We start from the raw sequence: 13,689 nt of genomic DNA on the forward strand, positions 1-13,689 counted from the left end.
GCTCTCTGTCGTCGTTGCGCACGCCGGCCATGCGGATCCGCACTGACGCGGTTCTGTCCCTCAGGACGGGTCGGCCGTCCCCTCCGGTGACACCAGGACGCGGAATTCTCGCACCCGGTTCCTCCGGCCCGGCACGGCGGCGCACCGCTCCGCCGGGGCAGCGGCTAGCGTGGCGGCATGACGGCCGGTGAGAGTGATCTGCGCACGTTGCTGAGCGGCATGAGCCCCGAGCTCCACCCGGGGAGGTACGTCTACTGCACGCTGCCGGCCAAGGTCCCGGCGGGGCTGCGACCGGTGGTCACGGTGGCCGAGGTGGAGGGGCCGACCGTGGTGGTGGCGCAGGAGGAGGCGGATTCGCTCGGGCTGCGCTACGAGTACGTGGCGGCCTGGATCACGCTGCGGATCCACTCGGCCCTGGAGGCGGTCGGCCTGACGGCGGCGGTCTCCACCCGTCTCGCCGAGCACGGCATCAGCTGCAACGTGGTGGCCGGCTTCCACCACGACCACCTGTTCGTCGGCGCCGAGGACGCGGAGCGCGCGGTGCGGCTGCTGGAGGAGCTGGCGGCCGAGCAGGTCTGAGGAGGAACCGGGGCGCGGGAACCGGCCTCCCGCGCCCCGGGGTTGACCAGGGGTCAGTGGCAGGTGCCGGTGCCCTTGTCGTTGTAGGTCTTGCCCGCCTGCGGGACGAACTCGAAGTCGTAGCTGTTGGCGTGCAGGGTGAACTTCAGGACGCCCCAGGTGTCGGCGTTGCGGGCCTCGCTGTTGTTCTGGATGGTGCCGAAGCCGTAGAAGCTCGCACCGCCCATGCCCGCGACGAAGCTGCGCACGCCGCGCGCGTCGTCCCGGTTGCCGTTCGCGTCCTGCGGGGCGAACCGCTCGTAGGTGTGGTTGTGGCCGGTGACCACCACCTCGGCGTTGTAGTCGTACAGCGCCTGGTACAGCGGGCGGGTCGAGGTGGACGGCGCGTGGCTGGAGCTGGACGTGTACAGCGGGTGGTGCCAGTAGGCGATGGTGCAGGGCTTGGTGCTGGCGGCCAGGTCGCCGCGCAGCCAGGTCTCCTGGGCCGAGCCGGCCGACATCGAGATGTTGGAGTTCAGCGCGACCACGTGCCAGTTGCCGAGGTCGTAGGAGTAGTAACCCTTGCTCGGGTCACCGGCGTTGGCGCCGAAGTAGGTGTAGTAGCCGCTGGCGCCCGAGGTGTTGTAGTCGTGGTTGCCCGGGGCCGGACGGGTGCGCGCCTTGTGGCGGCCCCAGGTCGGCTCGTAGTAGGAGTTGAACTCCGAGGTGGTGCCGTTGGTGTAGACGTTGTCGCCGGCGGTGAAGACGGTGCCGGGGATCTGGTCCAGCAGCGCGGCGGTCGCGGTGTCGCCCGAGCCGGAGTCCGCGATGTCGCCCGCGCCGACCAGCACCGGGTCACCGGAGGGCTGGGTGGGCGAGGGGGACGGGCTCGGGGTCGGGGTCGGCGAGGCCGTCGACGTGGGGGTCGGCGTCGGCGTCGGGCCCGAGGTGGTGAGCACCAGCTGCGGGGCGTCGGCGCCGCTCTCGCGGGTGTCGTAGTACGCGCCGTCCGAACTGGTCGAGCTGACACCGAAGCTGAAGGTGCCGTTGCCCTTCACCACCGAGGTGACGTCGACCTCGTACCAGGTGTCCTTGGTGATCGCGCCCAGGGTGGCGAGGGTCGCGCCGTCCAGGGCGGGCCTGTTGTTCCAGGTTGTGCCGGTCTCGCTCCAGGCCGTGTTGGAGACCGACCTGAAGACACCGCCCTTGCTGGCGCCGCTGTTGCCGCTGATCGAGCGGACCCGGAGCTTGGCGCCGGTGACCGGGGCCGTCACCCCGCTCACGGTGAACTTCAGGAACGCCTGCCGCACCGGCGAGTTGTCCGCCACGAACTGCGTGGCGGTGCCGTAGTTGGTGCTGGGGGTGGTGTCCTGGACGTAGGTGTCGGCGACCGGGGTGAAGGTGCTGGTCGCCGCTGCCGCGGTGGGAGCGGTCGCGGTGAGGAGCGTCGCGGCGAGCGCGGTGGTGACCAGTGCCGCGGAGGCGGCGGTCGCGGCTCGCCAGGATTGGCGCTTGCCCATCGGAGAGTCCCTTTCCTGGGGGAGAGGCCCGTGACCCGTGCCACGAGCGGGGGAAATCCTGGGGGGGCTGCCGGGCGTGCCCGGCACGCGCAGATGAACAACTCGCGTGCAGGACATGAGGATCAGGGGATGTACGCGGTCAACTCGTACCCGTACACCGGCTGTTCACCCATCGCATGCCGATCCGCTACCGAGGCCCTGTTGTCCGGCCGGGCCGCCGGACCCCACGATATGAGCCGTCCATGCCCAGGCATCCGCGCCCGCCCGGAGGAGCTCCGTGTACCTGTCCACGATCGGGCGTCCCCGCTCAGACGGGAGCCGGACCACCGTCAGGGTCGGCGCCAACGTGCTGGCGCTCGGCAGCGTCAGCCTGATCACCGACGTGTCGGCCGAGATGGTCACCGCGGTGCTGCCGATGTACCTGGTGCTCGGGCTCCAGCTCAGCCCGCTGGCCTACGGCCTGATCGACGGCCTGAACACCGGCGCGACCGCGCTGCTGCGGCTGGCCGGCGGCTGGACGGCGGACCGCTTCCGGCACCGCAAGGCCGTGGCCGGCACCGGCTACGCGCTCTCCGCGGTGGCCAAGCTCGGCCTGCTGCTGGTCGGCCGCTCGGCCACCGGCATCGGCCTGGTGGTGGCGGTGGACCGGGCCGGCAAGGGCCTGCGCACCGCGCCCCGGGACGCCCTGATCACCCTCTCCACCCCGCCCGAGGCGCTCGGCCGGGCCTTCGGCGTGCACCGGGCGATGGACAGCTTCGGCGCCTTCCTCGGCCCGCTGGTGGCGATGGCGGTGCTGGCCGCCGCCGGGCAGTCCTTCGACGCGGTCTTCGTGGCCAGCTGCTGCATCGCGGTGCTCGGGGTGGTCGTGCTGGTGCTCTTCGTCCGCGACCAGCGCGAGGAACTCCCGCCCGTCCGGGTAAAGTTGGACGTCCGCGGACTGCTGAGGCAAGGCCCGGTGCGGCGGCTGACGCTGGCCGCCGTGCTGCTCGGCACCGCCACCGTCGGGGACGGCTTCGTCTACCTGCTGCTCCAGCGGCGCGAGGACCTGGCGATCGGCTGGTTCCCGCTGCTCGCGGTCGGCACCAACCTGGCCTACCTGCTGCTGGCCGCCCCGCTGGGCGCGCTGGCCGACCGGGTCGGCCGGCTGCCGGTGCTGCTGACGGCCTATCTGGCCCTGGCCGCCGTCTACCTGCTGCTCTTCGGTCCGCTCGGCGGCACCCCGCTGCTGATCACGGTGCTCGCCCTGTACGGCCTGTTCTACGCCGCCTCGGACGGGGTGCTGATGGCGCTGGCCGGCCCGGTGCTGCCGGAGCGGCTGCGCACCACCGGCATCGCGCTGATCCAGACCGGCCAGGCACTGGCCTACCTGGTCTCCTCACTGCTCTTCGGCCTGGCCTGGCAGCAGTGGGGCCCGGCCGTCGCCACCCGCTGCGCCGCCGGGGCGGTCGCCCTGGCGATCGTCGCCTCCGCCGTCCTGCTGTTCCGCCTGCCCGGCGCCACCAAGGAAGCCCTGTGACCACCGAGTTCACCCGACGGACCACCGCCCCCGCCGACGCCCCCGCCCCGGCCACCCCCTCCGGGATGACCACCCGCACCAGGGTCGGCGTGCTGGTGGTGCTGGCCGCCGTGCTGGCCGCCGTCGCGGTCGGCTACGGACTGACGGCCGGCGACCGCGGCACCACCGCCGACCGCCCGGTGGACGCCGTCCCGCTCCGGCTGACCACCGACGGCGGGCAACTGCTGGTGATCGGCGACCGCCACCTGAACACGGTGGCCGCCGCCGAGCCCGACGGGCCGCGCCAGGTGGGCGAGTTGGAGTGCGTCCGGTCCTACGCGGCGGCCGGCACCGGGATCTGCGCCCATCCGGACACCCAGTGGTCCTACCGGATGGTGGTGCTCGACCGGGAGCTGAAGGAGACCAGGTCGATCCCGGTCCCCGGCCTGCCCAGCCGGGCCCGGGTCTCGGCCAGCGGACGGATGGTCAACTGGACCACCTTCGTCGGGGGCGACTCCTACAGCGGCGGCGGCTTCTCCACCCGGACCGGCATCTACGACACCCGGAGCGGCCAACTGGTCAGCTCGCTGGAGGAGTTCGCCGTCACCCGGGACGGGAAGCCGTACCGGTCGCCGGACGTCAACTACTGGGGCGTCACCTTCACCGCCGACGACAACCGCTTCTACGCCACCCTCTCCACGGCCGGCAAGCGCCACCTGGTCGAGGGCGACCTGGCCGCCCGCACGGTGCGGACCGTCAAGGAGAACGTGGAGTGCCCCTCGCTCTCCCCCGACGGCACCCGGCTGGCCTTCAAGGAGGCGGTGGACGCCGACCCGGCCAAGGGCTGGCGGCTCTCGGTGCTCGACCTGGCCACCCTGAGGGTGACCCCCACCGCCGAGCTGCGCAGCGTGGACGACCAGGCGGCCTGGCTGGACGACCGCACCCTGGCCTACACGGTGCGCGACGGCGCGGGCAATCCCGAGGTCTGGTCCGTCCCGGCCGACGGCTCGGGGCAGGGCGCCCTGCTGGTGGTCGGCGCGGAGTCCCCCTCGGTGCTCCGCTGACGCCTTCCGCCCTTGGTCGGTACGTGTCCTGACGATCCGTCAACGGAGCCCGTCAGGGCGTGTCCGAACCGAGCGGACCCCCTTGACAGGTGTAGACCAATGCGGTTCAGTCCACCGTACGGTTCCGTACCGGCCCGCGCCCCCACATCCGCGGGTCCCCCACACCGGACGATCCTGTCCTCGACCCGTGCGGTTCCCCCACCGCACCCAGGGGAGACGAAGTGTCGACAAAACGACTCATGGCCCTGCTCGCCGCGCTCGTGACCGCGGTCGGCCTCGCCGTGTTCCTGCCGGGGGCGGCCTCCGCCGCCACCTGTGCCACCCCGTACAGCTCCTCCGCCGTCTACACCGGCGGCACCACCGTCTCGTACAACGGCCACAACTGGGGCGCCAAGTGGTGGACCCAGGGCGAGACCCCGTCCACCGGCGGCTCCGGCGTCTGGGCCGACCAGGGCGTCTGCGGCGGCGGTGGCGGCCAGACCCCGACCCCCACGCCGACCCCCACCGGCAGCTGCTCCTACCCGGCCTGGGTGGCCGGCCAGACCTACACCACCGGCGCGATCGTCCGGTACACCGACGGCAAGTACTACATCGCCGAGCACGACAACCCGGGCTACGACCCGGTGATCTCCACCTGGTACTGGGACCCGTACGCCTGCAACGGCGGCTCCAGCCCCACCCCGACGCCGACCGGCACCACCAACCCGGGCGGATTCCCGGTCAGCGAGGCCCAGTTCAACCAGATGTTCCCGAGCCGGAACTCCTTCTACACCTACGCCGGCCTGGTCAACGCCCTGAGCGCCTACCCGGCGTTCGCGGGCACCGGCAGCGACACCGTGCGCAAGCAGGAGGCCGCCGCCTTCCTGGCCAACGTCAACCACGAGACCGGCGGCCTGGTCTACGTGGTCGAGCAGAACACCGCCAACTACCCGCACTACTGCGACACCACCCAGCCCTACGGCTGCCCGGCCGGCCAGGCCGCCTACTACGGCCGCGGCCCGATCCAGCTGAGCTGGAACTTCAACTACAAGGCCGCCGGTGACGCGCTCGGCATCAACCTGCTGAACAACCCCAACCTGGTGCAGACCGACCCGGCCGTCGCCTGGAAGACCGGCATCTGGTACTGGATGACCCAGAACGGCCCCGGCACCATGACCCCGCACAACGCGATGGTCAACGGCGCCGGCTTCGGCGAGACCATCCGCTCCATCAACGGCTCGCTGGAGTGCAACGGCGGCAACCCCGCCCAGGTGCAGAGCCGGATCAACGCCTACCAGAACTTCGTGCAGATCCTCGGCACCGTCCCCGGCGCCAACCTGAGCTGCTGACGGACCGGCGGGAGGCGGTGCGGCCCCCCGTGACCGCACCGACCCCCTGAACCACCGTCAGACCCCCCGGGCCACCGCCTGGTCAGCCCAGCTTGGGCAGCGACCTGGCGGTGGCTCCGGTCTTGGCGCCGCAGGCCATCAGCGACTGCAGCTCGGTCAGCGTCCGGCTCGCCTCGCCGGCCCGGCTCTCGTCGAACGGGTTGTAGGAGAAGGAGATCTGGCGCTTGCCACCCAGCTCGCCGGCGATCTGGGTGCCGTAGCCGGGGATGCCGCCGCCGTGACCCCAGAGCGGGCCGCACGCGGTGTCCTCGCGCATCAGGCCCAGCCCGTACGGGACGTACTTGAGCGACTGCGGGGCCACCGTGGTCATCTCGGCCAGCTGGGCCGCGGGCAGCAGCTTCCCGCCCAGCAGCGCCGCGTTGAACCGCGCCAGGTCGGCGGTGGTGGAGATGCCCGCCCCGGCCGCGCCCGCCATGCTCGGGTTGAGCCGGGTCACGTCGGCCCGGCCGCCGTCCGCCAGCTGCATGTAGCCCTTGGCGTGGACGCCGGGCACCACGGTGGAGGTGGACGGCATCGAGGTGTCGGCCAGGCCGAGCGGGCGGATGATCCGGCGCTCCACCTCGGTGTTCCAGCTCCGGCCGGTCACCTTCTCGACGATCATCCCGGCCAGGATGTAGTTGGTGTTGGAGTAGTGCCAGTCGGCGCCCGGGGCGAAGTACGGGTCGTGGGCGACGGCCAGCTTCACCAGGTCGGCCGGGCGGTGGTCGACCCAGCGGCCCCGGTCCAGCCAGCGCTGGGTGGACTCCGGGGTCTCGAAGTCGAAGAAGGCCTTGTCCTCGGTGTAGTTGAAGATGCCGCTGGTGTGGTTGAGCAGCTGACGGACCGTGATGTCCCGCCCGTTCGGCACCGTGCCCGGCAGGTAGCGCTCGACCGGCGCGTCCAGGTCCACCCGGCGCTCGGCCTCCAGCTGGAGCAGCACGGTGGCCACGAAGGTCTTGGTCACGCTGCCGATCCGGAACCGGCCGTCGGCCCGGGCCGGGGTGCCCCGGTCCAGGTCCGCCCGGCCGGCCGCGCCCTGCCAGACCGTCCGGCCGTTCTCCACCACGCGGCCCAGGGCCGCGGTCGAGCCGCCCTCCGCCACCACCGCGCGCAGCGCCGCGTCGAGCGCCTCCCGGTCGACCCGGGCCCCCGGTACTGCCTCCGCCGTGACCGCCGCCCCTCGTGCCCCCTCGGAGGCCCCGGCGGCCCCCGCCACCGGTGCCACCACACCGACCACCGTCGCGGCGGCCAGTGCCACCGCCGCCGCCCGCAGACCCGCCCCGCGCAGTCCCTTGGCCATTACCCAGTCCCCTCGGATCGGTACCCGCCGGAGTCCCTTCCGGCACCCCCACCCTCGCAGCGCGGTCCGGGTACGCACCTCCCCCTCAGGTCCGGTACCGGTCCTCCCGCAGGGCGAACCCTCCCTCCGCCCGGCGGGGTACCCGACCCCTGATCCCTCTCGGGGTCCCGGCCGGAAACACCCCCGCCGAACGACGGGGCCCGCACCCCGAGGGGGTGCGGGCCCGTGGCGCCGGAGCCGACGGTGCGTCAGTTCAGGCTGCTCGCCATGGCGTTGAGCAGGGTGGCCGAGGAGTCGTCGTTCTCCAGCGAGAAGGCGAACATTCCGGCCAGGCCCTTGGACTTGGCGTAGGCGCCGCGGGCCTGGACGGCCTGCGGGGTGTCACCGGTCCAGAAGTTAGTGCCGTCGTACACCCAGGAGCTCTCGGTGACCGGGTCCCAGTGGGTGGTGGCGGCGGTCGCGTTGAGCTCCTTCCAGGCGGCCAGGCCGGCCTCCTGGCTGAGCGGCTTGGCCGGGGTCGGGCCGGTCGCGCTCTGGTAGAGGCCGTAGGTGGTGCCCGCCGGGACACCGGTCCAGCCCCGCCAGTAGAACGGGATGCCCAGCACGATCTTGCTGGCCGGGAAGCCGCCCGCCACGCCGTACTCCGGCAGGCCGGTGGTGTAGGCGGTCAGCGCGGTGTCCACGTTGTACTTCCTCGCCCCCGGGGTGACGGGCGTGGACGGGTCGGCCGGGCTGTCGTGCAGCGGGTCCTGGTGGTTGGTCGGCCCCTTGGCGTCCCAACTGCCGTGCATGTCGTAGGTCATGACGTCGGCGTAGTCCAGGTAGGCGCCGATCTTGTCGGTCTCCAGGTACTGGATCTTGTCCTGGCCGGCCGGGAGCGCGGCGGTGAGCAGGTACTTCTTGCCCTGCTGGGCGCCGTAGGCGTCCAGTTGCTCGCGGAACTCTTTGAGCAGCAGGGTGAAGTTCTGCTTGTCGGCGGTGGAGGTGTGGTTGCCCACGTGGCCGCCGGCCGAGCCCGGGTACTCCCAGTCGAGGTCGATGCCGTCGAACAGCCCGGCGATCGAGGCCTTGCCGCCGGACGGGTCGCCCGCGACGTTGGTCGGCAGGTCGCCGGTCATGAACATCGCCATGCAGGAGGAGACGAAGGCCTTCCGCTTGGCATCGGTGGAGGCCGCGTCGGAGAAGTACTTGGAGTAGGTCCAGCCGCCGATCGAGATGGTCAGGCGGAGGTTCGGGTACTTGGCCTTCAGCTGGCGCAGCTGGTTGAAGTTGCCCTTGACCGGCTGCTCGTAGACGTCGGTGGAGCCGTCCACGCTGGTCCCCGAGGTGTAGTCCATCTGGTAGTCGGCGTACGCGTCGCCGGCGCCGTCACCCGCGTTGGGGTTGGACTCGTTGGCCGAGTCCGAGGCCTTCACGGCCTGGAAGCAGGTGTGCGAGGTGGGGTGGATGTTGGCGAACGCGTAGGTGATGACGTCCAGCTTGGCCGCCGAGCCGCTGGTGTCCACGTTCTTCGCGAAGTACGCGTTCTCGTAGACGCCCCACTGGTCGAAGTAGGCGGAGCGGTACTTGGCGGCGGCCGGAGCGGCGGCGGTGGTCACGGTGACCGGCGCGGACTGGGCCGAGGCGTGGCCGGCCTTGTCGTAGCCCTGGACGGTGAAGGTGTAGGTGGTGCCGGGCAGCAGCGAGCTGACCGTGACCTTGGTGCCCATCGAGGTGGCCACCAACTGGCCCTGGCGCCACACCTTGTAGGCCGGGACGTTGTCGGTCGAGTCGGTGGAGGCCTGCCAGGAGAGCACCACCGCGTTGTGGGTGGTCCGCTCCACCTTGAAGCCGGCCGGGACGGTCACCTTGCCGTCGCCCCCGGGGCCGTTCGGGCTGCCGCTCGGGCTGGGACTCGTACTGGGGCTCGTGCTGGGGCTGCTGCTCGGACTACCGCTCGGGCTGCCGCTGGAGCTCGGGCTCGAACTGACCGACGGGCTCGGGCTGGTGGAGGTACTGGCGGACGGGCTGGTGCTCTGGGTCGGCCCGGACGGGCCGGTCAGGGTCAGGTCGTCGGCCCGGTAGGTGCCCTGGCCGTACCAGCCGTGGGTGTAGACCGTCACCGAGGTGGTGCTCGCGCCGGTCTTGAAGCTGGTGGAGAGCTGGCTCCAGCCGGTCGCCGAGGGCAGCCAGGACTGGGCGTTCACCCCGGTGCCGGTGGCACCCAGGTAGACGTAGCTGCCCTGGACCCAACCGGCCAGCGTGTAGGTGGTGTTGGGCTGTACGGCCACGGTCTGCCGGCACTCCGCGGTGTCTGCGGCGGTGGCGGCGGCGCTCAGTGCGCCGGTGCCGCCGTGCACCGGGTTGCTCACCACCGAGCCGCTGCCGGCGGCGCAGCTCCAGCCGGTCAGGCCGGCCTCGAAGTCGCCGTTGGAGAGCAGGTTGACCGGGGCGGCGGATGCCGTGCCGAGAGAGGCGACCATCGCGACGCTGCCCGCCGAGAGCACGGCGGCCAGGGTCAGGGCGCCTGCTCTACGGCGTGACGGTGCGGCCCGGAGCGCGGGGCGCTCGGGCAGGGCTCGTTCGAGCATGGTGGGGGTCCTCCGGATGAGTGGGGTTTCCGGCGGTGCAGGGGATCAAAGATTGGACTGGACCAATTGGGGCGGTCAAGAGCACCGCCGTCGGCTGACCGGCCGTCAGGGGCTTTTCTTTACCCGGCATCCGGCCCATCGCACTGGTCAGGGCCGGGGCGGCGGCGCAAGGTAAAGAAACTTTCCTGTCCACGTCACGGCGGGGCCCGGCCGTTAGGCTCGCCCCGTGCAGATCACTTCCGACACCGCGCTCGTCCTGATCGACCTCCAGCAGGGCATCCTGGAGCGTCCCGCCGCCCACGATCCGGCCCTGGTGCTGGAGCGGGGCGTCCGGCTCGCCGAAGCCTTCCGCGCCCGCGAGCTCCCCGTCGTCCTGGTCCGGGTCGGCTGGCACCCCGACGGCGGCGACCTGCCGCTCCCCGGTGACGGGTTCACCCCCACCCTGCCGCCCGCCCGGTTCTCCGAGCTCTCCCCCGCGCTCGGCCCCGCCGAGGACGACATCGTCGTCACCAAGCGGCACTGGGGCGCCTTCACCGGCACCGAGCTCGACCTCCAGCTGCGGCGGCGCGGCGTGCGGCACATCGTCCTCGGCGGCATCTCCACCAGCATCGGCGTCGAGTCCACCGCCCGCAGCGCCTGGGAACTGACGTACCGTCTGACCTTCGTCACCGACGCGATGACCGACATGGACGGCGACTCGCACGTGCACAGCACCACGAAGATCTTCCCCCGGATCGGGCACCTCGCCACCACCGACGAGGTGGTCGCAGCCCTCGGCTGACGGGGCCGGACGCGGAACGGCCGTGCCCGGCCCCGGAGTTCTCCGGGGCCGGGCACGGCCGTGGGGGTGGTGCGGGTCAGCTGGTGAAGGAGGCGGCGATGCCCATCGAGTCGGCGCCACCGGCAGGCTCGGCCCAGGTGCTCCAGGTGCCCTTGGTGTAGTCCGCGTCGATCTCGACCAGGCGGTTGCTGGAGTTGACCGCGAAGATGTGGTTCACGTTGACCACCGAGGAGGTCGCGCTGGCCAGTCGCTTCAGGCCGCTGCCGCCCTTGTTGGACCAGCCGTTCCAGGTGCCGGCCGCGAAGTCGCCGTCGGTGTTGTACAGGCTGCCGTCCGTGCCGATCGCGGTGAGGTGCACCGTCCGGCCGTAGGCCGAGGCGGAGACGTCCTTGGCGGTGAAGCCGCCGGCGGCCGGCGCCCAGTCGTTCCAGCTGCCCGTCGCGTAGTTGGCGTCGATCTCGCGGAGCTGGTCGTTGCCGTCGACCACGAAGACGTGGTTGACGTTGTCGCTGGTCGAGACCGAGGCGATCCGCTTGAGGTTGGTCCCGCCGTGCGAGGTCCAGCCGTTCCAGCCGCCGTTCGGGAAGGCGCCGTCCGAGTTCCACATCTGGCCGTCGGTGCCGATCGCGGTGAGGTGCACGGTGTTGCCGAAGGAGGAGGCCGAAATCGCCTTCACCGTCGGGCTGTTCGGCACCTGGAACCAAGCGGACCACTGCCCGGTGGCGTAGTTGCCGTCCTTCTCCCAGATCCGGTTGTCGCTGCCGATCGCGAAGACCCGGTTGGTCGACCCGGTCGAGGCGCTGGCGACCTCCTTGATCGAGGCCGCCCCCATGTTGCTCCAGGAGCTCCAGTTCCCGGCGGCGAAGTTCCCCTCGGCGTTGAACAGGTCCCCGTTCGGGGTCAGGTCCACCAGGCGCACCGTGTTGTTGGCGGCGGTGACGGGGTTGTCGTCGACGATCTTGTCGTAGCGGTAGGCGGTGTAGAGAGCGTTGTCCCAGCTGTCGAACTTGGGGGCATTGATCGAGACGCCGGTGTGGTGCTTCACCGGAGTGGAGCCGAAGGAGTAGTAGGAGAACGTGGTGTGGGCCTCGTCGTCCCACTTCTCGAACAGGATGACGTGCTTGGCCTCGTAGTTGAGGATGTCACCGGGCTTGAGCTCGCTGCGGGGGATCGCGGTGGAGACGTTCGGAAGCGTCCCGGTGGCCAGACTGGTGCCGAGGTGCCAGGCCATCGAGACGAAACCGGAGCAGTCCTGCCGGTACGTACGGCCCGAGGAGTCCGGGTACTCCTCGAAGGTGGTGGTGTACGGGATGCTGTACCGGTTCTGGTACCAGTAGTCGGCCCGGGCGATCACCTCGGAGCGGGTGATCGCACCGTCCACCGAGGAGGCGGCCTGGGCGACCGTGGCCGTGGCCGTGGCGAGGGCGGTGGTGGCGACCGCTCCGGAGAGGGTGATGGCGGCGGCGAGGGCGACGCGGGTGAGCTTCGAGGCGCGAGAAGACATGGCTGTACTCCGGGAAGGGGTGCGGACGGATTGGTGGCGCGGACAGCCGCCCTGCAGGAGCGGCGGTCGAGCGCTGTGACGTACCGTCAGCTGAGGTTCTGTCCCTACCGGTCGGGCGCTTCCTGCTGACGAAGTACAGCTTCGTCGCAGCTCAGCACGGGCGAAAGGGCTTCCCGGGGGACCGAAACGGCCATGGACGGATGTGTCCTCAGACCCCCCTCGGCTCCCGCAGGAAAGCGGCCAGGGCCGAGGCGAGAAGCGGCACTGCGCAGAGCGCGGTGAGCACACCGCTCGGCCCGTGGGCGTCGGCGAGCAGCCCCAGCAGGGGTGCCGAGAGGCCGCCGACGCTCAGGGCCAGGCCGAGGGTGACCCCGGAGGCGGTGCCGGGCCGGGCGGGCAGGTAGTCCTGGCCGAGCTTGATCAGGACCGCGAACGGCACGTTCAGCACCGCGCCGGTGAGCGCCGCGAACAGCAGCGGCAGGTACGGCCCCGGAGCGAGCACCAGCCCGCCCAGGGCCGGCACGGCCAGCCCGGTGCCGAGCCGGACCGTCCGCACCAGACCGAGCCGGTCGGCGACCCGCCCGCCCAGCAGGGTGCCGGTCACCCCGCCGCCGAGGAAGCAGGCCAGCGCCACCCCCGCCAGGGTCTGCGTGCCGCCGAGGTCCCGGAGCCAGTGCAGCCCCAGGAAGGTGCTGACCCCGAAGAAGACCACCGAGCGGACCATCGCCACCGCCGTCAGCAGCAGGAACGGCCCCCACTGGTCCTCGCCCGTCCGCCCGGCCCCGGCCCGGCCGGCCGCCAGGGACCGCCGCCGGTGCCGGTGCAGCACGTAGGCCATCAGCAGCGCGGGCGGCAGGAAGAAGGCCGTGGCCCGTACCCCCCAGGTCACCAGCAGCGGGGTGGCCAGCACCGGCGCCAGGAAGAACCCGACGCTGCCGCCCGCCGCGAAGACGCTCATCGCGGCCGCGCTCTCCCCCGCCGCCTCCCGGGCCGCCTTGCCCGCCGCCGGGTGGAACATCGCCACCCCGATCCCGGAGAGCAGCACCAGCGCCCAGACCGCGGCGTACGGCCCGGCCAGCCCGGAGAGCCCGAAGCCGGTGCCGGCCAGCGCCAGCCCGAGCGCCGCCGACCAGCCCAGCCCGTGCCGGTCCACCGCGATCCCGATCAGCGGCTGCGGCACCGAACTCCCCAGCGCCGCCGCCAGGGTGAGGCCACCGGCGGCGACGTAGCCGTAGCCGCGCTCCAGCACGAAGTACGGCACCACGGCCGGCACCAGCCCCTGGTAGAGGTCGTCCACCGCGTGCGCCGAGCCCCACAGCCGCATCCGCCGCCACGTCCCGCTCGCCCCACGGACCTCGGCCGTCCGCACCGCCCCGCTCATCGTCCCCACCCCTTCGTCCGTCCGTCCGCTCCAGCCTGCCCGGGCTCCGGCCCGGCACCGGACGGTCCGTCAACTCCCTCCCGGGAGGGAGGCCGTCCACGCCCGGGAGGGATCAGCGGGGCGGGCCACGCCGGTTGACTGGTGCCCAT

The 13,689-nt window shown here is 72.0% G+C and carries 10 protein-coding genes; 5 read left to right on the forward strand and 5 right to left on the reverse strand.

Going from position 1 to position 13,689, the window contains the following annotated elements; translation table 11 throughout:
• Positions 1-177 precede the first annotated feature (177 nt).
• A complete protein-coding gene (locus ACIA8O_RS07010; RefSeq protein WP_396292524.1) occupies positions 178-579 on the forward strand; it encodes an ACT domain-containing protein in 402 nt (133 codons plus the stop codon).
• Positions 580-632: 53 nt separating this feature from the next.
• Here ACIA8O_RS07010 and ACIA8O_RS07015 read toward each other — a convergent pair whose 3' ends face one another.
• Entirely contained in the window at positions 633-2,078 is a 1,446-nt protein-coding gene (locus ACIA8O_RS07015; RefSeq protein ID WP_396292525.1) for a DNRLRE domain-containing protein, read from the reverse strand.
• A gap of 277 nt (positions 2,079-2,355) precedes the next feature.
• Between ACIA8O_RS07015 and ACIA8O_RS07020 the strand changes: the two genes are divergently transcribed.
• From ACIA8O_RS07020 to ACIA8O_RS07030, 3 genes are all read left to right on the forward strand, one after another.
• Positions 2,356-3,594 (forward strand): MFS transporter, encoded by a 1,239-nt coding sequence (locus ACIA8O_RS07020; protein ID WP_396292526.1) that lies wholly within the window; start codon positions 2,356-2,358, stop codon positions 3,592-3,594.
• Positions 3,591-4,637, forward strand: coding sequence for a TolB family protein (locus tag ACIA8O_RS07025; RefSeq protein WP_396292527.1), 1,047 nt, complete (start codon positions 3,591-3,593; stop codon positions 4,635-4,637). Before ACIA8O_RS07020 ends, ACIA8O_RS07025 begins: the two co-directional genes overlap by 4 nt.
• Positions 4,638-4,876: 239 nt before the next feature.
• Positions 4,877-5,965, forward strand: coding sequence for a glycoside hydrolase family 19 protein (locus tag ACIA8O_RS07030; protein WP_396292528.1), 1,089 nt, complete (start codon positions 4,877-4,879; stop codon positions 5,963-5,965).
• 82 nt (positions 5,966-6,047) lie between these two features.
• Here ACIA8O_RS07030 and ACIA8O_RS07035 read toward each other — a convergent pair whose 3' ends face one another.
• Together ACIA8O_RS07035 and ACIA8O_RS07040 are read right to left on the reverse strand one after the other, a co-directional pair.
• The gene (locus tag ACIA8O_RS07035) at positions 6,048-7,304 is read right to left on the reverse strand and encodes a serine hydrolase domain-containing protein (protein ID WP_396292529.1); all 1,257 of its coding nucleotides are present in this window, start codon (positions 7,302-7,304) and stop codon (positions 6,048-6,050) included.
• 248 nt (positions 7,305-7,552) lie between these two features.
• The gene (locus tag ACIA8O_RS07040; protein ID WP_396292530.1) at positions 7,553-9,874 is read right to left on the reverse strand and encodes a glycosyl hydrolase family 18 protein; all 2,322 of its coding nucleotides are present in this window, start codon (positions 9,872-9,874) and stop codon (positions 7,553-7,555) included.
• A gap of 226 nt (positions 9,875-10,100) precedes the next feature.
• Here ACIA8O_RS07040 and ACIA8O_RS07045 point away from each other — a divergent pair, with 226 nt between their 5' ends.
• Positions 10,101-10,655 carry an isochorismatase family protein gene (locus ACIA8O_RS07045; protein ID WP_396292531.1) on the forward strand — a complete coding sequence of 185 codons (555 nt, stop codon included), beginning with the start codon at positions 10,101-10,103 and terminating at the stop codon, positions 10,653-10,655.
• Positions 10,656-10,731: 76 nt separating this feature from the next.
• On the opposite strand, the gene ACIA8O_RS07050 is transcribed toward ACIA8O_RS07045, so the two are convergent.
• Together ACIA8O_RS07050 and ACIA8O_RS07055 are read right to left on the reverse strand one after the other, a co-directional pair.
• Positions 10,732-12,159: a hypothetical protein gene (locus tag ACIA8O_RS07050; RefSeq protein WP_396292532.1), complete on the reverse strand. Its 1,428-nt coding sequence runs from the start codon at positions 12,157-12,159 to the stop codon at positions 10,732-10,734.
• A gap of 208 nt (positions 12,160-12,367) precedes the next feature.
• Positions 12,368-13,540: an MFS transporter gene (locus ACIA8O_RS07055; RefSeq protein WP_396292533.1), complete on the reverse strand. Its 1,173-nt coding sequence runs from the start codon at positions 13,538-13,540 to the stop codon at positions 12,368-12,370.
• Positions 13,541-13,689: the final 149 nt, after the last annotated feature.

The organism is Kitasatospora sp. NPDC051853 (genome assembly GCF_044452665.1).
Taxonomy (GTDB): domain Bacteria; phylum Actinomycetota; class Actinomycetes; order Streptomycetales; family Streptomycetaceae; genus Kitasatospora.